The sequence below is a fragment of the Mariniflexile aquimaris genome, assembly GCF_042676825.1.
Classification (GTDB): Bacteria; Bacteroidota; Bacteroidia; order Flavobacteriales; family Flavobacteriaceae; genus Mariniflexile; species Mariniflexile aquimaris.
The window spans coordinates 863,844-885,504 of sequence record NZ_JBHTIB010000002.1; the positions used below are offsets into that span (position 1 = coordinate 863,844).

18 protein-coding genes are annotated in these 21,661 nt (G+C 33.7%); 9 read left to right on the forward strand and 9 right to left on the reverse strand.

Going from position 1 to position 21,661, the window contains the following annotated elements; all coding sequences use genetic code 11:
- The first annotated feature begins 66 nt into the window (after positions 1-66).
- Together ACFQ0I_RS03875 and ACFQ0I_RS03880 are read left to right on the forward strand one after the other, a co-directional pair.
- On the forward strand, positions 67-1,611 hold the full coding sequence (locus ACFQ0I_RS03875) for a sugar porter family MFS transporter (protein ID WP_379939517.1): 1,545 nt from the start codon (positions 67-69) through the stop codon (positions 1,609-1,611).
- A 65-nt stretch (positions 1,612-1,676) separates the two neighbouring features.
- The gene (locus ACFQ0I_RS03880) at positions 1,677-2,942 is read left to right on the forward strand and encodes a glycoside hydrolase family 2 TIM barrel-domain containing protein (protein WP_379939519.1); all 1,266 of its coding nucleotides are present in this window, start codon (positions 1,677-1,679) and stop codon (positions 2,940-2,942) included.
- A 34-nt stretch (positions 2,943-2,976) separates the two neighbouring features.
- Here ACFQ0I_RS03880 and ACFQ0I_RS03885 read toward each other — a convergent pair whose 3' ends face one another.
- From ACFQ0I_RS03885 to ACFQ0I_RS03905, 5 genes are all read right to left on the reverse strand, one after another.
- Entirely contained in the window at positions 2,977-3,819 is an 843-nt protein-coding gene (locus ACFQ0I_RS03885) for an alpha/beta hydrolase family protein (protein ID WP_379939521.1), read from the reverse strand.
- Positions 3,820-6,579 (reverse strand): PD-(D/E)XK nuclease family protein, encoded by a 2,760-nt coding sequence (locus ACFQ0I_RS03890; protein ID WP_379939523.1) that lies wholly within the window; start codon positions 6,577-6,579, stop codon positions 3,820-3,822.
- Between the two features lie 73 nt (positions 6,580-6,652).
- Positions 6,653-7,993, reverse strand: a complete 1,341-nt coding sequence (locus ACFQ0I_RS03895) for an OmpA family protein (RefSeq protein WP_379939525.1) — start codon at positions 7,991-7,993, stop codon at positions 6,653-6,655.
- A gap of 123 nt (positions 7,994-8,116) precedes the next feature.
- The gene (kbl, locus tag ACFQ0I_RS03900; RefSeq protein WP_379939527.1) at positions 8,117-9,310 is read right to left on the reverse strand and encodes a glycine C-acetyltransferase; all 1,194 of its coding nucleotides are present in this window, start codon (positions 9,308-9,310) and stop codon (positions 8,117-8,119) included.
- A gap of 21 nt (positions 9,311-9,331) precedes the next feature.
- Entirely contained in the window at positions 9,332-12,463 is a 3,132-nt protein-coding gene (locus tag ACFQ0I_RS03905) for a UvrD-helicase domain-containing protein (RefSeq protein WP_379939529.1), read from the reverse strand.
- 125 nt (positions 12,464-12,588) lie between these two features.
- Here ACFQ0I_RS03905 and ACFQ0I_RS03910 point away from each other — a divergent pair, with 125 nt between their 5' ends.
- From ACFQ0I_RS03910 to ACFQ0I_RS03940, 7 genes are all read left to right on the forward strand, one after another.
- The gene (locus tag ACFQ0I_RS03910; protein ID WP_379939531.1) at positions 12,589-13,197 is read left to right on the forward strand and encodes a superoxide dismutase; all 609 of its coding nucleotides are present in this window, start codon (positions 12,589-12,591) and stop codon (positions 13,195-13,197) included.
- A gap of 167 nt (positions 13,198-13,364) precedes the next feature.
- A complete protein-coding gene (locus ACFQ0I_RS03915; RefSeq protein ID WP_379939533.1) occupies positions 13,365-13,940 on the forward strand; it encodes an RNA polymerase sigma factor in 576 nt (191 codons plus the stop codon).
- A gap of 1 nt (position 13,941) precedes the next feature.
- The gene (locus ACFQ0I_RS03920; RefSeq protein WP_379939535.1) at positions 13,942-14,118 is read left to right on the forward strand and encodes a hypothetical protein; all 177 of its coding nucleotides are present in this window, start codon (positions 13,942-13,944) and stop codon (positions 14,116-14,118) included.
- 23 nt (positions 14,119-14,141) lie between these two features.
- Complete coding sequence (locus tag ACFQ0I_RS03925; RefSeq protein WP_379939537.1) at positions 14,142-14,978, forward strand: mechanosensitive ion channel family protein; 837 nt, start codon at positions 14,142-14,144, stop codon at positions 14,976-14,978.
- 8 nt (positions 14,979-14,986) lie between these two features.
- Positions 14,987-15,808, forward strand: a complete 822-nt coding sequence (locus tag ACFQ0I_RS03930; protein ID WP_379939538.1) for a GIN domain-containing protein — start codon at positions 14,987-14,989, stop codon at positions 15,806-15,808.
- Between the two features lie 5 nt (positions 15,809-15,813).
- Positions 15,814-16,023 (forward strand): lipopolysaccharide assembly protein LapA domain-containing protein, encoded by a 210-nt coding sequence (locus ACFQ0I_RS03935; RefSeq protein WP_379939540.1) that lies wholly within the window; start codon positions 15,814-15,816, stop codon positions 16,021-16,023.
- Positions 16,023-16,466, forward strand: coding sequence for a hypothetical protein (locus tag ACFQ0I_RS03940; RefSeq protein WP_379939542.1), 444 nt, complete (start codon positions 16,023-16,025; stop codon positions 16,464-16,466). Before ACFQ0I_RS03935 ends, ACFQ0I_RS03940 begins: the two co-directional genes overlap by 1 nt.
- Before the next feature lie 674 nt (positions 16,467-17,140).
- Here the strand turns inward: ACFQ0I_RS03940 and ACFQ0I_RS03945 are convergent.
- The 4 genes from ACFQ0I_RS03945 to purN form a co-directional block, all read right to left on the reverse strand.
- Positions 17,141-19,039: an amidophosphoribosyltransferase gene (locus ACFQ0I_RS03945; protein ID WP_379939544.1), complete on the reverse strand. Its 1,899-nt coding sequence runs from the start codon at positions 19,037-19,039 to the stop codon at positions 17,141-17,143.
- Between the two features lie 86 nt (positions 19,040-19,125).
- Positions 19,126-20,067 (reverse strand): PfkB family carbohydrate kinase, encoded by a 942-nt coding sequence (locus tag ACFQ0I_RS03950; RefSeq protein ID WP_379939546.1) that lies wholly within the window; start codon positions 20,065-20,067, stop codon positions 19,126-19,128.
- Positions 20,068-20,168: 101 nt separating this feature from the next.
- Complete coding sequence (locus ACFQ0I_RS03955) at positions 20,169-20,810, reverse strand: ribonuclease H1 domain-containing protein (RefSeq protein ID WP_379939547.1); 642 nt, start codon at positions 20,808-20,810, stop codon at positions 20,169-20,171.
- A 53-nt stretch (positions 20,811-20,863) separates the two neighbouring features.
- Positions 20,864-21,427, reverse strand: coding sequence for a phosphoribosylglycinamide formyltransferase (purN, locus tag ACFQ0I_RS03960; protein ID WP_379939549.1), 564 nt, complete (start codon positions 21,425-21,427; stop codon positions 20,864-20,866).
- Positions 21,428-21,661 lie beyond the last annotated feature (234 nt).

The window sequence follows — 21,661 nt, forward strand, 5'->3', positions numbered from 1 at the left end:
CAGTCTAAAAATATAATACCGACGTAATCGTCAAATTGATTATTAAATATAAAAGAGAATTTAAATATGTCTAAAAAATTATTACTCATTGCATTTGTAGTTTCCTTAGGAGGCTTCCTATTTGGATTTGACGCCGGAATTATTTCGGGCGTCATGTCTTATGCAGGTCCAGAATTTAATCTAAACGATATACAATCGGGCTGGGTAGTTAGCTCACCATCATTTGCAGCTATGATTGCTATGATTTTTTCTGGACGATTAAGTGATATTGTTGGGCGAAAAAAAATTCTTATTGTAGTGGCTTTTTTATATGCTGTGTCTGCATTACTCTCGGCCTATGCCACATCATATGAAATGCTTTATATAGCAAGAATGATTGGCGGATTAGCTTTTGGGGCAGCATTGGTTTTGGCACCAACATATATTGCCGAAATTTCTACAGCAGAGAATAGAGGAAAACTCGTTTCTATTCAGCAATTAAATATAGTACTTGGGTTTTTCGCCGCATTTTTAAGCAATTATTATTTCAATAAAATAAATATTGAAGGTGGATCTTTTTTTACAGATCAAAATGTTTGGCGCTGGATGCTTGGTGTCGAATTAATTCCAGCGCTTCTATATTTTATATTATTATTTTTTATTCCGAAAAGCCCACGGTGGTTATTTACTAAAAACAGAAACGATGAAGCTAAACAAGTGTTGGTAGGTGTGTATGGCGAGGAAAAAGCAAGCATAGAAGCCAACACCATACTTAGTAGTTTAAAGGGTGCCACAACTAAATTAGAAGAAAAGGTAAAACTGAAAGATCTTCTTAAACCATCTTTAAGATTCGTTTTAATAGTGGGATTGGTAGTTGGGGTTTTACAACAAATAACAGGAATAAATGCTGTTTATTTTTATGCAACATCCATTTTTAAACAAACTGGTATAGGCACCAATGCGGCATTTGCGTCGGGGATATTGTTAAGCACTATCACAGTTATTTTCACCCTAGTTGCCATGTATTTGATAGATAGAATGGGTAGACGCCCTTTACTTTTAGTTGGTACAGCGGGCATCGCCATTAGTTTATTAGTATGCGCCTATGGTTTTAAACAAGCTACGTATCAATTAACGCTAGAAACTATTTCAGAATTAAAATTCGAAGGTGCTAATAAGCTTAACGCTTTCGCGGATAAAGTTTATAATAGCGATGTCGATTTTAAAAACGATATGATATCTGTTTTAGGTAATAAAGTGTATAGCAAAAATGATGGCGCTATTTTAGAAATGGCAACCACCATAAATGCTACCTTAGTATTAATAGGAGTTTTAGGTTTTATCGCCTGTTTCGCGTTTTCTTTGGGACCAGTAATGTGGGTGTTACTCTCAGAATTATTTCCGAATAAATACAGAGGATTTGCCATTGGCGTTATAGCCTTTGTAAACTCATTTATAAGTTGGATGGTTCAGTTAATTTTCCCTTGGGAATTATCAAACTTTGGTAATGCCTTAACCTTTTTTATTTTTGGAGCGATTGCTTTTATTGGATTTTTTGTGATGTTAAAAATACTGCCGGAAACCAAAGGAAAATCATTAGAACAAATAGAAAACGAATTAGTCACAAATTAATGAAAACAAGCATTAAAATTATTTTCACAACGTGTATGTGTCTTTTTATGCTTTCGGCGTGTAAAATGAATAAATTTGAAGAACAAATCACAAAAACGACAGATAAAACAGTGGCTGCTAAAGTAACATTAAAAAATACAGACGGGAATTATCAGTTGTTAGTAAATAATAAACCATTTTATATTAATGGAGCAGGCTTAGAATTTGGAAACATACCTGCTTTGGCGAAGCATAACGGAAATTCATTTAGAACATGGCGTACCGATAACGGCGAACAAAGTGGAAAAGAAGTTTTAGACGAAGCGTTTAAGTATGGGTTAATGGTAACTATGGGAATTGAAGTTGCTAGAGAACGCCATGGTTTCGATTATAATGATGAGGTCGCAGTTAGGGAGCAAAAGGAAAGAATTAGAAAGGAAGTTTTAGAATATAAAGATCATCCGTCATTACTTATTTGGGCTATAGGAAATGAACTTAATTTACGAGCAACCAACCCAAAAGTGTGGGATGCCGTTAACGATATTTCTAAAATGATTCATGAAATAGATCCAAATCATTTAACAACAACAACACTCGCGGGAATTTCGCAACAAGAAATTAATTATATAAAAGAGCGTTGTACAGATATTGATATTCTATCGGTTCAATTATATGGAAAAATCGAGCACTTGCCAGAATATATAAAGGAGTTTGGATGGACAGGACCTTATATTGTTACCGAATGGGGCGCTACAGGACATTGGGAAGTACCAAAAACCTCGTGGAATATTCCTATTGAAGAAAACAGCACTGTAAAGGCTGCAAATTATTTAAAAAGGTATCAAATAGCCATAGCAGGAGATCCGAAACAATGTTTAGGGTCTTATGTGTTTTTATGGGGACAAAAGCAAGAACGAACGCCAACATGGTACGGTGTGTTTTTAGAAGATGGTAAAGAAACACAATCGGTAGATGTGATGCATTATATCTGGAATAATAAATGGCCAGAAAACAGAACGCCTCAGGTAAAATCGTTTACCCTAAATAATAAAACGGCGTACGAAAGTGTCATCTTAGAAGCACAACAAGAACAGGTTGCGGTTTTTAAAGTGGTGGATCTAGAAAACAATAACATCAATTATCGTTGGGAGTTGCTACATGAAAGCACATCTTTACAAGATGGTGGCGATTTTGAAGAGCGACCAGAAAGCGTGAAAATCGACATAATAAGTGATAAAAAAGGCGTGTTAAAATTTAAATCCCCCAAAAAAGGAATGTACCGATTGTTTGCTTATGCCGACGATGGTTTTAATCATGCTGCCACAGCAAACATTCCTTTTTTAGTAAATTAAAACCAGCCAAACATCTTCGGGATTTTAAGATGTATTAAGGCAACAAAAAGGCAAAACTGTGTTTTACAACTTCGTTTAACTGACTCGATACCTTTTCTTTCTGCCACGGATGTTGCGTCTCAAATACATGATTAGCGCCCTCAATAATAATCAATTTACTTTGAGGGTTCCATTGGTGTAACTGTTCGGCTTCGTCTATTAAAACACTCGTATCAGTATCACCATGAATTATTAGATGTGGTATGTTTAAATTAGAAACGGCACGTTTAATGGTGAGTCGTTCCTTGTTAGCTTTAAAATCTTCGTAAAATTGATAGAAATGTGGCATTTGCTGCTTTGTTCTGCCGTTTAGAACATATGTAACGCCTTCTTCCTTCCACTGCTTTAAATCGCCAATTGCGGCGGTTCTGTTTGCAAAATCGCAAACACCTGCTAGAGTAATAACGGTTTTAACTCTTTTATCTTCTTCAGCTTTTATTAAAACAATGCCACCACCGCGGCTATGTCCAATAAGACTAAGCGTATTTACGTCTGTTAGTTTAGTAACCTCCTTAGTGTTAAAAACCCAATCTATAACAGTTTCCAAATCGTCTAATTCTTTGGTATAATTATTATTTCCAAATGCTTCTAAATCCGGAAAATCTATGGGTTGCTCAACGGTGCCGCCATTATGTGAAAAATTGAATTTTATAAAATAGAATCCTGCTTTGGCAAAGGCTTTTGCCATAAGGTTCCATGCGCCCCAGTCTTTAAATCCTTTGTAGCCATGACAAAATATAATAATGGGCAGCTTTGTTTTATTTTCGGGGTAAGAAACATCAATTACAATTGGTTTTTGGTGTTTCCCATGTATTACGAAGTGTTTTTGAGTTTCCATTTAAATATCTTTTTCGGTGAAAGGGATGTTCGGATTACAAATTTCTAAAATAAGTCGGTTTAATTCAACTTTAAAGTTATCCAGCGTTTCGTTGGTTATCAAGAAATCTTTCTGAGCTCCTCTGCCAGATTTATCTTTTTTAGCAAATTTTAAAAAGCCCGCATTCAAATTTTTAAAGGAGATAATACCAGCTTCAACTGGAAGTTTTATAGCGCCCATTAAATGCATCATATAAGCATAGCTAAGTACTTGAAAGGGCTTGCTGTATTTTTTATAATCGGTTGTAATAGCTTCCCAGTCAACAATTTCTACATGACCTTGTTCTACACTGCCTGTTTTATAATCTATAATTCTGGTAATGCCATTGTATTCATCAACTCTATCTACTTTTCCAACCAGTTTTACAGGAAAATTAAGCTCGTGTATCTCTAAAGTAATGTCGTTATTTGCTTCAATAGCGATAATTTTTATCTGATTTCCTGCTTTTAAATCGCGAATTTCTAAATCTAAAAAATTAGACACATAACGTTTTGCTATTTCAAAAACAATCAGGTTTTTACCTTTGCTAATATCCCCTTCTTTGTATTCATTCTTAAAATGATGGCTTACTTTTTCGTCAATATGCGACTTTAATTTTTTAATATTCTCTACCGTAATAAAAGTGCCAATGAAGGGTTTGTAGAAATCTTCTAAAGTGTTATGCACTACTGTTCCTAAGGTGTTGGCGGCTACAGTTTCTTCAACATCATCGTGTTCTTTTATTTTCAAAAGTTTCTGATTATAAAAATCAATTGGATTTCTAATGTATGAAGTCAGTGATGACGGCGAAAAGCCTTTTTCGGCAAGTTTCATTATATCGTTAACAAGGTTTTCGTTCTTTTCAACTGTTTGTAAAGCAGCTTGAATAACGGGTACTTGAGGCGAAACAATTTGATGATTTATAGCGTGTTTACCTTCTAATTCTAGTTGGGTAATAAACCTGCTTTTTTCGCCACCAGTTAACACATCGGCTTCAGTATTGTACAAGATATAAACTTGTTTGGCGCGCTGTAATAGTCTGTAAAAGTGATAGGTGTAAACAGCGTCTTTCTCTTTGTAAGTGGGAAGCTTGTTTTCCAATTTTACATCAAAAGGGATAAACGAATTATTACTTTTTCCAGAAGGTAGTACGCCTTCATTTACCGAAGAAATAATGACGGTTTCAAAATCTAAAACGCGCGATTCTAGCATTCCCATAATTTGTAGGCCTTGTAAAGGTTCGCCTTGAAAGTCTAAAGTTTCAGAGGTTAGTAATTCTTTATAAATGCTAAACAGTGTTGAAACATCCTTTATATGGCCGAATTCTATGTTTAATCGAGCCAATTCATTAAACAATTCATTGAAGCGGTATAAATATTCCAATGGAAGTAAATTAGCGGCTTTATTGCTGTCTAAATGACTTTTTATAATTAAGATGAGCGCAGAACAGTTTTTTAGGGTTTTTTCAATTGATTGGTCCCAATTCGAGAATACTATGTTGATGAGATCTTCATGTAAAGGCGCCATTTGCTTTAGGCGTTCTGTGGAAACGTAAATAATATTGTTACTCTCTATAGTTTCGATAATTTTTGAAGCATAGTCTATCGAATCTTCATAAAATAGTGGTCTGATGAATTGGTGCGCTATGATATTAATAACATCTTTATAATAAAATGCTTTAGATGGGTTTTTATGAAGATGAAATAGCGATTCGAATAACGAAGCAAGTGGGATAGACTTTAAAGGAAACCCCATGGTTATATTTAAATCCTCAATATTTTGTGGTAGTGAATTTAGAACCGGAATCAATAAATTTTCGTCACCTAACACCACCGCTGTGTTTTGTAAGGACTGATTTTCTTCTTTTAAATTGTTTAAAAGCGACCCAATAAATTTGGCTTGCCCAATGTTTTTAGGAACACCAAAAACCGAAATATTTTTTGGGGATGAATAGTTTTCTGTTATCCAATTAAACGGGTGGTTTTTAAAATAAATCCAATTGGTTTTGTGCTGTCTCGTAAATAAGGCGGCGTCATGACTTGTATTATTTATAAATACCGCATCGATATCCCAATAAATTTTGGCAAGATCGTTTTGAAGTAATTCTTGAATAATCGTTTCTTCGGCCGTATTTAAGGCATTAAAACCTAAAAATACGTGTTGTTTATTGGAATTGTTTTGAATGTAGGCTTCTAAATTTTCAACAGCTTCTCTGTAAATTAAACCTTGATACCCAATTTTTTTGTTTAGTAATTGTTCTGTATAATGCTGGTAATAAACAGGAAGTTTTTTCCAGAAGGATAAATATTTTTTAACAAAATCGGTTTTGTTTTCTTCGAGCGACCAATGTTTTAAATCTTGAATAGCGCTTAAATAATCGAAAATATTCTTTTGCAGAATAAGATACCTGTCAATTTCATTAAAGTCTTGAAGTAAGATTTGCGCCCATTTTGAAAACGTTTCGAATGAATCGGGTTCAGACTCTTTAGTTAAGTGAACGTAGGTGTTATAAAAATGGAAAAGCAGCTCAGAATTTGATATAGATTTTAATTGCGACATTTCTTCAACAAACTCTTCAATACTGAGAATGTGTGGTGAAAAAATGGTTTGATTGGTAACTTTTGAAAGTTGATGTTTTAAAAAGAGACCTGCTCTTTTGCTAGGTAAAATGAAGGTTAATTTAGAAAAGTTTACATCTCTTGAATGTAAATCTTTAAGCACATCAAAAATGAAAGTTGTCATTGTATAAAAATAAAAAACGCTTCGGATATCCGAAGCGTTTTTAAAAACTTATTTTTAAGTTAACTCGCTATAATTATTTAGCTAAGTTAATTTCAACACGTCTGTTGTTAGCTCTACCTTTAGAAGTAGTGTTTTTGTCAATTGGTTTAGACTCACCGTAACCCATTGCAGATAATCTAGAAGCTTCAATTCCGTTAGCTACTAAGTATTCTTTAACAGAGTTAGCTCTTGCATCAGATAATTCTTGGTTTAATTTATCGCTACCAACGCTATCAGTATGACCTTCTACTGTAAAGTTAGAATTTGGATACTCATTAAGTATTTTAATGATATCTCCTAATACAGCTTGAGATTGTTTTTGGATAGAAGATTTACCTGTATCGAATAAGATAGTTTTAGCGTAAGCATTTAAAGTTTTTTGAACTTCTGCAGAAACTTCAGGACAACCATTGTTAGCAACAGTTCCTTTTACTTTAGGACATTTGTCATCTTTATCTAATACACCGTCACCGTCTGTATCTGGCCAAGGGCAACCTAAGTTAGCAGCAGGACCAGCAACTGTAGGACATTTATCGTCAGCATCAGTTACACCGTCACCGTCAGCATCAGGACAACCAGCTAAAGCTTTTAATCCAGCAACTGTAGGACATTTGTCATCTTTATCAGCGATACCATCACCGTCAGCATCAGGACAACCGTTTAACTCAGCTAAACCAGCTTCGTTAGGACAAGCGTCTTTGCTATCTTCGATTCCATCACCGTCAGTATCAGGACATCCGTTGAATGCAGCAATACCTTTAACGTCTGGACAAGCATCATCTTTATCGTAAATACCATCACCGTCAGTATCAGTTCCACCAAATTTGATAGAGATTCCAGCAGTATGTTGGAAATGAGGTGCTAAATAATCTTCGAAAGAATGTTTGTAAGCAGTTTGTAATGTTAAACCGATGTTTTCGTTAAACCAAATGTTTAAACCAACAGTTCCGTTTAAAGTACCAGCTCCGATTTCATCAATCCAAGTGTAACCACCACCAACTCCTAAATAAGGATCGATAGTTGTTCCTTCTAAGAAGTTGTATTTAATTAAACCGTCTAAACCATAGTAAGATAAATCACTTACTGATCCAGCGTTCCAATTTTCAATTTTATTTAAAGATCCCGCAACTCCAAAAGAGAAACCGTCACCTAAATTTTTAGATACAGAAATTGTTGATAAAGAAGGTAAAATATTCCAGTTATCTCCAACATTAAAGAAATCTGAGAACATTCCGCCAACATCTTCCGTTGGGTAATTATCAACCGCATTTGCACCAATAGTAATTTGCCATGGGTTATTCTTGTCTTGCGCATTAGCGTTGCTATAACCAAGTATAAGCAACATAGCGAACATTAATCTGCTAAGATTTTTCATATTCAAAAGTTTAATTTTTAAGTGTTAATTGTAAACAAAAGTAAGTTGTTAAATTTTATTAACAAAGACAAATATATAAAAAAATCATTTATTTCGTTCTATAACGGCTTGTTCAGAATGATTTTATATAATATTTAAATTCTTACCTACTTTCGAAAATGCAAGAATAGCCTTGTCTAGATGCGCTTTTGTGTGGGCAGCTGAGAGTTGCACACGAATTCTAGCCTTATCTTTTGGCACTACTGGAAAAAAGAATCCAATAACGTAAATACCTTCTTTTAATAACAAGTTGGCCATATTTTGTGCTAGTTTAGCGTCGTAAAGCATCACTGGTACAATTGCCGAATCGCCGTCAATTATATCAAAACCAGCATTTTTCATCCCTTTTTTAAAATAATTGGTATTATACTCTAAAGTGTCTCTTAATTTGGTGTCGTTTGCCAATAAATCAAATACTTTAATAGAAGCTCCTACAATGGCTGGGGCAAGAGAATTTGAAAACAAATAGGGTCTGGAGCGCTGGCGAAGCATATCAATAATCTCTTTTTTACCCGTGGTATAGCCACCCATAGCGCCACCCAAGGCTTTTCCAAGTGTTCCTGTAATAATATCAACTCGACCCATAACCCCTTTTTCTTCCAGGGTACCACGACCGGTTTTACCTATAAATCCGGCGGCATGACATTCGTCAACCATCACCAGTGCATCATATTTATCGGCTAAATCGCAAATGGCATCAAGCGGTGCTACAACGCCATCCATAGAAAACACACCATCGGTAACAATTAGTTTAAACCTGGCGCCATTTTTATCAGCTTCAATAAGTTGGGTTTCTAAATCTTGCATGTTACTATTTTCATAGCGGTATCTGGCCGCTTTACATAAACGCACGCCATCAATAATAGAGGCGTGATTTAATGAATCTGAAATAATAGCATCTTGCTCATTTAATAAGGGTTCGAAAACACCGCCATTAGCGTCAAAAGCAGCGGCGTATAAAATGGTGTCTTCGGTTTGATAGAAATCTGCAATCTTTTCTTCTAAAGTTTTGTGAATATCTTGGGTGCCACATATAAAACGAACAGACGACATACCAAAACCATGTGTATCCATAGTATCTTTGGCAGCTTGAATAACCTCTGGATGCGATGATAAGCCCAAATAATTGTTTGCGCAAAAGTTTAATACTGTTTCGCCCGTACTTAAGGTGATTTCTGCACCCTGTGCCGAGGTAATAATACGTTCTTCTTTATAAAGTCCGTTATTTTTTATGTCTTGAAGTTCTAATTGAAGGTGGTTTTTTAGTTTTCCGTACATATTTTTGCGATTTTAGCAAAGTTATACTTCTTTTACTGAAATATCATTATTTATATACACAAGAATCTTCTTTTTAACAGATATTTTCATGTCCTCTAAAACATCTTGGTAGAGTTGTAATTGTTGTGCATGTTTTTTGTCTTCGGTACCCGTTTTGTAATCAATAATAACCGCTTCGTTGTTGCTATTTACAACAATACGGTCGGGTCTTAAAATAATGCCTTCTTTGGTAATAATATCGCGCTCATTATAAACCGTCTCCGTGGTGTTGAAGAAAGTTGCTAGCTGTGAATGATTAACAAGTTCTAAAACCTGATGTTTTAAGGTTTCGGCTTGTTGGGTAGTTATGGTGGCTTCGTTTATCAAATCATTCATCACAAAATCAACATCATCTTTTGTAATTATTTTTGACATGATGTAATGCAAAATATTTCCTTTTTCGATGGCTTCTTTTTGACTGGTATCCCATAGCAAGCCAGATTTTGTAACCACTCTAATATTATGCGTTTCTTTTGCAGTAGAAATAAATTCGGGTTGAATAGCGTTTTCAGTGGATGTTGGTTCACTTCGACTCGTTTTTGTAGCGTTACCGAAGGTGTATTTAGATTCTGTAGCGTTCCAAACACTTAAATGTTGTAAAAAATTGATAAATAACCCCGAGTACTTTTTGCTATTACCGTCGCCACTGCTCGAAATTTCTTTTGTAGAAATAATATATAATTGCTCGATAGCTCTGGTTAGCGTTACATATAACAGGTTTATATTATCGAGTTCTTGTTCTGCCTTATGATTGTTAAAGATTTCCAATCCGCTGTCGCCAAAATATTCAAAATCTTTATTAAAGTTTAACAAGGTGTGCGAAAACCCGTTGTAAATATCTTTGTTAATTGGAAACCATTCCTTCGGCTCTAATTCTCTATAAATATCTAAATCGGCATAAGGAAAAATAACCACCGGAAATTCTAATCCTTTCGATTTGTGAATGGTCATTATTTGTACTGCATTTTGTCCTTTGGGCGATACAATGCTTAACGTGTCTTTTTTCTTGTCGAAATAGTCTAAAAACCCAGAAATATCAGAACCCTTTTTCTGAGAAAAATCTAAAACAACATCTAAATAAAACTGAATGTAGGCATTCGATGTTTTAACTAAATTAAAGCTTCGAACAATAGCTTCGGCTAAATCGAACAATGGCAGTTGCAATAAATTAGCAGCATCAATATAAACATGGAAAGCTTCGAAACTTTTAAATAATTGTGGAAGATTTAATTTTAAATGAGCGGTATAAAAATCGTGTTTGTTCTCAATCTTAAACAAACCGGTTAAATAGCTTAAAACCTTAATTTTAATTTCGCTGTTTTTTGGCTGAATTAAAAGTGCCATGAGGTTGTTTACAAAAACAACTACAGGCGAATTATTCAGCAATAGTGTTTCCGACGAAACTATTGGGATATGATGCTGACTTAAATAATTGGCAACAGAAACGCCTTCTTTTTTCTTGCGAACCAATACACAAATGTCTTGGAGTTTAAAACCATTTTCTTGGCAATTTTGAATGGTTTTTAAAATAGTTTCTGAAAATATTTCGTCTCTATCATCTTCTTTATCAACATCTAAAAATAATAATTCAACATAACCTGTATCTTCTAAAAAGCTGTTTTGATGCGCTGTTTCATAGAGTGTCTGATATTCTTTTTTGGTAAAAACTTCGTTAGACAAATACTTGAAAAAGGAATTATTAAAGGCAACTATTTCTTTAAAACTTCTATAGTTAGTCGGAAGGTTTTTAACTCCTTTTTCTATTTGAAACGGGTTATCGTCATTAAACAAGCCGATAAATTGTTCAGCTTTGCCACCACGCCAGCGGTAAATAGCTTGTTTTGCATCGCCCACCAACATAGCGCTTCCTGTTTCTGCAGACAAGGAGTTACTTAATAGCGGAATTAAATTTTCCCATTGTAAAACAGAAGTATCTTGAAATTCGTCGATAAAATAATGTTTGAATTTTTCGCCAATACGTTCGTAAATAAAAGGTGTTGGTTGGTTTTTTATTTCGTTGCTAATAATGCTATTAAATTCTGAAATAAGCATTTTGTTCTGCTCTTCTTTTAGCAATTTTAGCTCGTTATTAATAGCGTTAAGTACCGATAGCGGTGTTATATTTTTGTAAAAGGCTTTGATGAATTTATGATGAAAAACAGCTTTTTTAGTTTCATTAAAAGCGGTTGCTAATTGCGGTTGAATTTGCTCTATGGTAGATGCAATCTCCTTCGAAACTCGTTTTGGGTACAGTGTTTTACATTCAATATCTTGTTGCCAACCTGCTTCAAAATTCACATCAAATGTATTGTTTGCTAAATTATTAAAGTGTTTTGGCAAATAGCCTCCAGAAAAATCGCCGTGTTCTAAACCAGCTTCTGTTATTAGGTTTAAAACACTTTGCGCAGTTTCAATAATGGTCGTTTCTAAAGTCGATATATCTTTTTTTAACTGTGTTTTAAGAGCATTAAAATCTTCTAAAGTTTTATCTTTTAATGTTTCAATAAAAGGTATGTCGTTTTCGTTAACCAGTAATTTTGCAATCTTGTTAAAATCGAACGATACATCCCAACTTTTATCGTCATCTGCTTTTTCAATGGCAAAATCCACTAAAATTTTAGTTAAAGCAGTGTCTGTTCCGGCTTTAGAAATCAGGCTATCTACGGCTTCATTCAACAGTGCATCCTGGTCTAATTCTACTTCAAAGTTTAAAGGTAATTTTAAATCGTAGGCAAAAGTTCTAATTATTTTATGCGTAAATCCGTCAATGGTCGAAATATCAAACGCCGCATAGTTATGTAAAATAGTGTTTAATAAGGTTTTAGATTTTTCATGAAGCACATGAGGTTTTGTTTGTGTTTCTTCACAAATCGCATTAAATATACTATTCGGATTTTCTAAAATGTCTTTGTTAGAAAATTGTTTTAATGTAGCAATAATACGGTCTTTCATTTCGGCAACCGCCTTATTGGTAAAGGTAATGGCTAAAATGCGTTTAAATTGATCCTGATTATTCGATAAGAATAATATTTTTAAATATTCTTTTACAAGTGTAAATGTTTTTCCGCTTCCTGCAGAGGCGTTGTAGATAGTAAAAGAAGGGTTTTGTGGCATAATTTAGAAATTTGGATACAAGATAAAAACTATCGATGAGCCGATAACTATTTATTATTTTTAATTGATGTGTTTTATCCGTAAATTTGAAAATAAAATAAATATTAACAGAAAAATAAAAAATTATGGCTTTCGAATTACCAAAATTAGGATATGCTTATGATGCTTTAGAGCCTCATATAGACGCAAGAACTATGGAGATACACCATACAAAACATCACCAAGGTTACACAAATAATTTAAATGCGGCCATTGAAGGAACCAATTTAGCTGGAAAATCTATTGAAGATATTCTTACTAATTTAGATATGAATAATGCTGCAGTTCGAAATAATGGCGGTGGATTTTACAATCACTCTTTGTTTTGGGAAATTATGAAACCAGAAGGAAAAGGATATTTATCTGGCGAATTAAAAGATGCTATTATCGCAGCTTATGGTTCGGTTGATGCTTTTAAAGATGTGTTTAGTAAAGCCGCAGCAACGCGTTTTGGCTCTGGTTGGGCATGGTTATGTGTACACAAAGGCGGAAAAGTTGAAGTGTGCTCAACGCCAAACCAAGACAACCCATTAATGCCAGGAGTTTCTTGTGGCGGAACACCAATATTAGGTATTGATGTTTGGGAACACGCGTATTATTTACACTACCAAAACCGTCGTCCAGATTACATTAATGCATTTTTTAATGTTATTAACTGGAATGAAGTAGAACGTCGTTACGCAGAAGCGAAATAGTTCTTTTTACAGTATATAAAAAACGTCTAGAAATTTTCTAGGCGTTTTTTTTGTGCTTAAAGTCATCTTTTTTAAAGCTAATATGGTTTTAAATAGGTAAATGTGGTATCTTAATGTGACTTTTTAAAAATAGAGCAGTCATAATAACATAATTAATTATAACTAACGTGAAAACCGACTATACAAGTCTTCTGTCGGATGAAGAACTTGTAGAACAAATTGTAAAAACTAAGAACGATATTTTGTTTGGAGTACTATATGAGCGATTTGCCCATGTAGTCTATAACAAGTGCTATGGATTTACAAGAACAAAAGAAGAGGCGCAAGATTTAACTCAAGAAGTTTTTGTTAAACTTTTTGTGAAGCTACCTTCGTTTAGCGGAAGATCTAAATTTTCTACATGGCTTTATGCGTTTACGTATAATTTATGTGTTGATTATGTTAAGAAAAATGTACTTCAGAAAGTGCATAGTAACGATTTAGACCCCGAAAATTATGAGCAAGCTCACTTACAAATAGAAGTCGATGATTCGTCTTTATTTAAGTTAAAAGAAGAAACGCTCAAAAAAGCTTTAGAAATTATAGCTCCAGAAGACAAAATGATTTTGTTATTAAAATATCAAGATGATTTTTCAATAAAAAACATTATGGAGGTATTGGAGATTGGCGAAAGTGCAGTAAAAATGAGATTGAAGCGAGCCAAAGCTAGAATTATAGTGGCGTATAATAATTTAAGAAACTAAAATGGAAAATCCGTTTAAAAAAATAGCCTCACCACCACAGGAAGTTCCTGAGGAGTTGAAGCATAAAATTATGGCAGATGTGGCCAGAATAAAATTGTTTGCCGATATAACAGATTTATTCACGTCTAATTACCCATCGGCGGCTAGCGCTTTTTTTGAAAAAAAGAAAAAAGAATAAAAGATTTAATTTAATAGAAAACTATGGAAACCATTAAAAATATTAAGGATTTAACCTGGGAATCACTAAACCAATTGGCAATAAGCACATCCGAAATAGCTCCCAAGGTAATATCAGCCTTATTAATTTTAATTTTTGGGTGGTTAATAACCAAATTTATAGCATATATTTTAAAACGGACTTTAACATTTGCTAAAGTAGATAAACTTACAGACGTTGTTAACGAAAAGAAATTGTTTGGTACAAGCGATTTAAAATTCAACGTTACAAACGTTATTGTTGGGTTTGTTAAGTGGGTAATGTATTTGGTTTTTTTAATAATTGCTTTCGATGTCATGAATTGGGAAATTGTATCGATAGAGATAGGCAACTTACTTCGTTATCTACCTAGACTTTTTAGTGCCATTGCTTTATTTATGATTGGTTTGTATATCGCAAACTTTATAAAAAATGCCATCAGCGGATTGTTTCAATCATTTAATTTACATGGCGAGAGAGCCATTAGTAGTTTGGTTTTCTATATCATAATAATTACCATCACCATTACAGCATTAAATCAGGCTGGAATTCAAACCGAATTAATAACAAATAATCTTACCATTATTCTAGGAGCATTTCTAGCAACTATAGCCATTGCATTTGGCTTTGGTTCTAGAGAGGTTATAAAAAACCTGCTGTTTTCTTATTACACAAAGAAGAATTTTGAAGTGGGACAGATTATTACAATAGATAATATAACAGGAAAAATAGTGTCCATCGATAACATCTGTGTAAGTATTGAAGTAAAGGACGATATCATTGTCGTTCCAGTAAAAGATATTGTTGATGCACGTGTAACAAAAAAAGGAAATAACAAATAATGAAACAAATGAAAATAGTATTATACGCATTAACCATTCTAATATCTTTTACTGTTACTGCACAAAAAAAGCAGAAAGTAAAGGGCAACAAAGAAGTTATTGAAGTTCAAGATAATTTACCACCCTTTAATCAAATAGAAATTATGGATGGGCTGGAAGTAACTTTAATGCAAACCAGTACTTCGGGCTACCGTTTAAAAACAGATTCTAATTTGGTTAACGTTATAAAAATAAATGTACTAGACAGCATTTTACATGTTTACAGCACACATAAAATAACATCCAGTAAAACCATCGAAATTGATATAGATTTTCTGAATTTAGATCAAATTGTTATTCATGAAGATTCAAAACTTACGGGAAAAAATCTATTCAATTTAAATGCGTTAACAATGAGTACCGATGAAGGCTCCAATTTTGAGCTTGATTTAAAAACAAATGCGTTGTTGTTACAAATGAATGGAAGCGCCAAAGGAAAATTAAATTTAAATGCCGATACAACAAAAATAACTTTAAATGATAAAGCCTTTTTAAAAGGCACCATTTCATCCAATAAACTTGAAACCTTCTTAAAGGAAAAATCAGATATGACTATTGAAGGCGATACCGAAGATTTTAATATTCAAATTGCGGGATCATCAAATATGAAGGCTAATAATTTAAAAGCTACCAACGCTTTTGTGAATGCGGCAAACAGTTCAGACATTGCTATTTACGCAAGTAAAAATTTGAATCTATATGCAAAAGGAAAAAGTAATATTTACGTATATGGCAATCCAGAAATTAAAGTAGAGGGGTTAAACGACAAATCTCAAATTATTAAAAAGTAAATGCTATGAAACTAAAAACAATTTTAGCATTGGTTTTTGCGGCCATAATTGTTGTGTTTTCTATTCAAAACGCAAGAGTTATTGAAATTAGTTTCCTTTTCTGGAAATTAGCGGCATCAACAGTTTTAGTAATATTAGGTAGTTTTATTATTGGGATATTGGTTGGGGTACTATTATCATTAAAACGAAAAACTAAATCAAAAACACTTTTATAATGGCAAAATTAGATGCTGTTTTACTTAAATCAATTCCAGAAGTTATTAATGTTGGAGACGACATTAACGACATTACTATTATTACAAAAATAGAATTTCACCCCTTAGATGTAAGTTTGAAAATGGAATACTTACTTTATCTTTTAGTATACGATGTTCATGGGAAACCAGACGTGCCAGTAATTATAAACAATTGGGATGAAAGTGAAGTAATCGGTTTAAAGCAAGAGAATGAAGATGATTTTTTAGGACGAAAAATTGTACCCATTTGCGCCGACGAGCTTATTAAAACAATCGAGACTCCCATAGCCTTAAAATTGGGGAATTTAAAAGATAGTGGTTCGTTTTATAAACGGAAATTAGAAGTGCTTGCCACTATTATTCCTGCTATTGGTAGAGCAACCAAATGGTCTGAGCCATTTGAATGCGATTTAGTATATTAAATTACTATTTTAAAACTCTTGAAACCTCTGTTATTAAAAATTATAATAAGAGGTTTTTTTATGCTTTACTTTCTGGAAAGTATAATAAAATGAAAAAGGTGAACGAGTGTTCACCTTTTTGCCCCAAATCTACCATGAACTTAACCTACTTATGTTATGGTGAGGTAAATGTATGCATGTAAAATAGTTTTGCGAAACATATTGGTTAAACGACTTATATTTTGGCTCAAGCGGTTTTTATAAATTTAGAATCTCTTTTAAGTATGGATTTAAGAATAAAAAGGGCACAAAAAAAGGTGAACGAGTGTTCACCTTTTTGCCCCAAATCTACCATGAACTTAACCTACTTATGTTATGGTGAGGTAAATATATGTATGTTAAATAGTTTTGCGAAACATTTTAGTTAAACGACTTAAATTTTGGCACAAGCGGTTTTTATAATTTAAAGATCTATTTTAAGGAAGAATTTAAGAATAAAAAGGGCATAAAAAAAGGCGAACAAGTGTTCACCTTTTTTTGCCCCAAATCTACCATGAACTTAACCTACTTATGTTATGGTACGACCAATTTATGCGTATTTTATATAATTCGATTATTTATTAGATGAAACGCGTTTTTTTCAGATTAAATGCATTTTTGCCAATATAGATACGCGGTAATCAACGATTTAATAATTAATAAGCACGTTCTTTGTTGCCTTCGTAAAAATTTATGAATGCACGGTTCACCACACGATTACCTCCTACTGTAGGATAGTTTCCGGTAAAATACCAGTCTCCTAAATGTTCCGGACAGGCTTTATGTAAATTGTCTACCGATTGAAAAATAATCTTTACTTCTGCCTTAATAGATTCGTCACTTAAAAGTTCTGCAATCTTATCAGAAATTTGTTCATCGGTAAACGGATCATAAATTTCCTTGACAAAATTTTGAACATATACATCTTCCAGTTCGGTTTGATCAACACATTTTTCGTAAACTTCTTTTACAATGTGGTATTTGTTGGCGTCTTTTAATAATGCTAAAGCAGCTCTAAAGGCTACTAAGCTTTCTAGGTTAGCCATATCAATTCCGTAGCAATCTGGATAGCGTATTTGCGGCGCAGACGATACCACTACAATCTTTTTAGGACTTAAGCGGTCTAACATTTTTAAAATACTCTTTTTTAATGTGGTACCGCGTACAATACTATCGTCAATTATTACTAAGTTATCGTTTGGTTTTATAACACCATAAGTAACATCGTAAACGTGTGCTACTAAATCATCGCGACTACTGTCCTCGGTTATAAAAGTTCTAAGTTTTACGTCTTTAATGGCAATTTTTTCTACGCGAATGCGCTCCGATAGAATTTCGGTTACTTTATCTGCCGAAATAGAACGTTGACCATTTAGAATGGCATTTGTTTTTTTCTTGTTTAAGGCAGCTTCGGCAGTTTCTATCATTCCAAAAAAGGATGTTTCTGCAGTATTTGGAATATAAGAAAACACCGTGTTTTTAGTGTCATTATCAATGGCTTCTAATACCTTTGGCATTAATAATTTACCTAGCATTTTTCGTTCTTGGTAAATTTCTGCATCACTTCCTCGCGAAAAATAAATGCGTTCAAAAGAACAGGATTTGCGCTCTAATGGCTCAAGTATTTTTTTAATTGAAACTTTGCCAGATTTTTTAGTAATAATAGCATGACCAGGTTCTAATTCGTGAACATCTTCAAATTTCACATTAAAAACGGTTTGAATTACAGGACGCTCTGATGCGATTACAACAATTTCATCATCTTGATAGTAATACGTAGGTCTTATTCCCGCCGGATCGCGTAAAACAAATGAGTCTCCATGCCCTATTAATCCAGCCATGGCGTAACCTCCATCCCAGTTTTTGGCCGCTTTTCTTAAAATTTTCGCAACGTTTAAGCGTTCGGCAATTAATGGAGACGCCTCCATTTTGTTATAACCTTCCTTTTTTAGGTCTTTGTAAATTTTCGCAACTGCATCATCTAAGAAATGACCAATTTTTTCCATTATGGTAATGGTATCGGTATATTCTTTTGGGTGCTGTCCTATTCTAATAAGGTTGGCAAATAATTCTTTAACATTAGTCATGTTAAAGTTTCCGGCCATAATTAAATTTCTGTGCATCCAGTTATTCTGTCTTAAAAACGGATGTACACTTTCTACACTATTTTTTCCGAAGGTACCATAACGCACATGGCCTAAAAGAACTTCACCTATATAGGGAATATGTTTTTTTTGAAGCGCCACATCTTCTAGGTATTCTGGATGAGCAACAAACTCTTTATTGACTCTATCGTTTATTTGCGCAAAAATATCCTGGATAGGCTGTTGCGCAATGGAGCGAACTCTACTAATGTAACGTTCGCCAGGTTTAGTGTTTAATTTTATACTTGCAAATCCGGCACCATCTTGACCACGATTGTGCTGTTTTTCCATCATAAGGTACATTTTGTTTACCCCATAAAAAGCGCTGCCATATTTTTCTTTATAATATTCAAGCGGTTTTAAAAGTCTTATAACGGCTATGCCACATTCGTGTTTTAATATATCACTCATTTGTAAAGGGTTTTTGCACTATTGTTGTCTTAAAGTAGATTTGCGAAAATGATAAATTACTATTTAAATTAAAAACGCGCTCTTTTTTAGAGCGCGCTGGTTTGTGTTAATTTTATTTCAAATTGTGTTAATTTCTTAAATTGTAATAAACGCTTTTGAACCTCGTCATGTTCTAATTTTTCCATGCGTTCTGTTCCAAATTTTTCAACACAAAATGATGCTAATGTAGACCCGTAAATAACGGCGTTTTTCATATTTTCAAAAGAGATGTCGTTTGTGCTTGCAAGATAGCCTGCAAATCCACCAGCAAAGGTATCGCCAGCACCGGTTGGGTCAAAAACTTCCTCTAATGGTAAGGCAGGAGCATAAAACACGTTGTTATTGTGAAATAATAACGCACCATGCTCTCCTTTTTTTATGACCACATATTTAGGTCCCATAGTATGTATTTTTTTAGCTGCCACAACTAACGAATATTCACCAGTTAATTGTCTTGCTTCCTCATCGTTTATTGTAATTACATCTACACGTTTCATAACGTTATGTAAATCATCAAGAGCGCTATCCATCCAAAAATTCATGGTGTCTAAGACCACTAATTTTGGTTTGCTTGACATTTGATCTAACACACTAGATTGGACGATAGGATGCAAGTTTCCTAACATAACTACCTCGGCATCGCGATAATTTTCGGGTACAACAGGGTTAAAATCGGCAAGCGTATTTAATTCTGTTACTAAGGTGTCTCTAGAATTCATATCGTTGTTATAACGACCACTCCAAAAGAATGTTTTGCCTTCTTTTACAATTTCGATTCCAGAAATATCTATATTTTTTTGAGACAAAAGGTCTAAATATTGTTGAGGAAAATCGCCGCCAACAACCGAAACCGCCGCAGCATCAACATTAAAATGCGAAGCAGCCAATCCAATAAAAGTTGCAGCACCACCAAGAATTTTATCGGTTTTCCCGAAAGGCGTTTCAATAGCATCGAATGCTACGGTGCCAACAATTACTAATTTACTCATAAAAGTAGTGTGATATTTTGGTGCAAATATAAGCCTTTTAAATACTAAGGCAAGAATATTTTTGTGAATACTATCTTTTTAAAAAGCATTAAAAAAAACAGTTATTTTCTTCCAAAATCAGCAGGAATTTCTCCCCATGCTTTAGTTTCCCATTTTACAATAGTAGTATTGTAGGTATTGGTTTTCAACCAATTGATAGCGCGGTCTACCAATTCGAACAGTTTTTCGTTTTTTGCGTTACGGTTTAATTTAGTATTACAGGTTTTCTTTTTTACCCAACTAATGGCGGTTTTAGAATCGGTGTAAATAATTTTATCGCTATTGTGTTTTTTAAGCAGCGCCAACCCATGCACAATGGCTAAAAACTCGCCTATATTATTAGTGCCTTCTGCAAACGGACCTTGAATAAACAGTTGTTTTTTGGTTTTAGTATCAACACCACGGTATTCCATGATTCCGGGGTTGCCGCTGGAAGCAGCATCCACTGAAATGGAATTGTAATTTGGCTGGCCAATTTTTTTTAATTGCTCTGCAGATAATTCACTTTTAAAACTTGTCTTTTTTCCAATATAATCAAAATAGTTGCCTTTTGATGCTTCTTTAGCAGCATCAAAACTGTCAAACGATTTATATTTTGCACCTTCAAAATTGGTAATTTGCGCTTTACAATCGTTCCAAGTTTCGAAAACACCAGTATGATGTCCTTTCCAAACGGTATAATATTTCTTTTTCTTTTTAGACATTTTATGTCATCCTGAACTTGTTTCCGGATCTCATCTATTTAAATTTCTAACTTCTATTTTAACAATTCTTCTACAACCTTCGGGAAATGTTCCATTTCCAAGTCATGAATTTTTGCCGCAACATCTGCTGCGATATCAGTGGGAGCTACCTCACATTTTGCTTGAAATATAATAGCGCCTTCATCATAATGCTCATTCACATAATGTATGGTAATACCTGTTTCGGTCTCTTTGTTTGCCACAACAGCCTCATGAACATGCATACCATACATGCCTTTGCCACCATATTTAGGCAAAAGCGCCGGATGAACGTTAATTACCTTGTTTGGAAATTCGTCAAGGATAAATTCAGGAAACTTCCATAAAAAGCCAGCTAAAACAATTAAATCGGGGTTTGAAGCTTTTAAAATATTAAGAACATCGTTGGTTTTTGTAAGAGCTATAGTATTAAAAGATAACGCACTAACTTGAAGTGTTTTGCATCGATCTAGAACTTTGGCATGAGGATTGTTGGTAAGCACCTGAATAACAGATGCATTATCGCTGTTTCGAAAATATTTGATTAAATTTTCAGCATTCGTTCCACTTCCGGACGCAAAAATTACAATTCGCTTCATTAAATGAGTTTTAAATGTTTATTGTAAATTGGACTAAAGGCATGATTTGTAAAATTTTTCATAATTACTTCAAAATACAAAACAATAATGTTACTTTTATTCAGACAAAAAAAAGAATAAATAATAACAAATTAGTGCTTAAAATAAAATACTTAAAACTATTTTACTAAATTACAATCACATTTTTGAATTAAAGATGTGTTTTAAAAATAAAGTTTTTTATTTTTGCCACTT

What these genes read in the sequence shown, in the direction of transcription:
- ACFQ0I_RS03875 (WP_379939517.1), top strand. Translation starts at nt 67, where the DNA reads ATGTCTAAAAAATTATTACTCATTGCATTTGTAGTTTCCTTAGGAGGC.
- ACFQ0I_RS03880 (WP_379939519.1), top strand. Translation starts at nt 1,677, where the DNA reads ATGAATAAATTTGAAGAACAAATCACAAAAACGACAGATAAAACAGTG.
- ACFQ0I_RS03885 (WP_379939521.1), bottom strand. Translation starts at nt 3,819, where the DNA reads ATGGAAACTCAAAAACACTTCGTAATACATGGGAAACACCAAAAACCA.
- ACFQ0I_RS03890 (WP_379939523.1), bottom strand. Translation starts at nt 6,579, where the DNA reads ATGACAACTTTCATTTTTGATGTGCTTAAAGATTTACATTCAAGAGAT.
- ACFQ0I_RS03895 (WP_379939525.1), bottom strand. Translation starts at nt 7,993, where the DNA reads ATGAAAAATCTTAGCAGATTAATGTTCGCTATGTTGCTTATACTTGGT.
- kbl (WP_379939527.1), bottom strand. Translation starts at nt 9,310, where the DNA reads ATGTACGGAAAACTAAAAAACCACCTTCAATTAGAACTTCAAGACATA.
- ACFQ0I_RS03905 (WP_379939529.1), bottom strand. Translation starts at nt 12,463, where the DNA reads ATGCCACAAAACCCTTCTTTTACTATCTACAACGCCTCTGCAGGAAGC.
- ACFQ0I_RS03910 (WP_379939531.1), top strand. Translation starts at nt 12,589, where the DNA reads ATGGCTTTCGAATTACCAAAATTAGGATATGCTTATGATGCTTTAGAG.
- ACFQ0I_RS03920 (WP_379939535.1), top strand. Translation starts at nt 13,942, where the DNA reads ATGGAAAATCCGTTTAAAAAAATAGCCTCACCACCACAGGAAGTTCCT.
- ACFQ0I_RS03925 (WP_379939537.1), top strand. Translation starts at nt 14,142, where the DNA reads ATGGAAACCATTAAAAATATTAAGGATTTAACCTGGGAATCACTAAAC.
- ACFQ0I_RS03930 (WP_379939538.1), top strand. Translation starts at nt 14,987, where the DNA reads ATGAAAATAGTATTATACGCATTAACCATTCTAATATCTTTTACTGTT.
- ACFQ0I_RS03935 (WP_379939540.1), top strand. Translation starts at nt 15,814, where the DNA reads ATGAAACTAAAAACAATTTTAGCATTGGTTTTTGCGGCCATAATTGTT.
- ACFQ0I_RS03940 (WP_379939542.1), top strand. Translation starts at nt 16,023, where the DNA reads ATGGCAAAATTAGATGCTGTTTTACTTAAATCAATTCCAGAAGTTATT.
- ACFQ0I_RS03945 (WP_379939544.1), bottom strand. Translation starts at nt 19,039, where the DNA reads ATGAGTGATATATTAAAACACGAATGTGGCATAGCCGTTATAAGACTT.
- ACFQ0I_RS03950 (WP_379939546.1), bottom strand. Translation starts at nt 20,067, where the DNA reads ATGAGTAAATTAGTAATTGTTGGCACCGTAGCATTCGATGCTATTGAA.
- ACFQ0I_RS03955 (WP_379939547.1), bottom strand. Translation starts at nt 20,810, where the DNA reads ATGTCTAAAAAGAAAAAGAAATATTATACCGTTTGGAAAGGACATCAT.
- purN (WP_379939549.1), bottom strand. Translation starts at nt 21,427, where the DNA reads ATGAAGCGAATTGTAATTTTTGCGTCCGGAAGTGGAACGAATGCTGAA.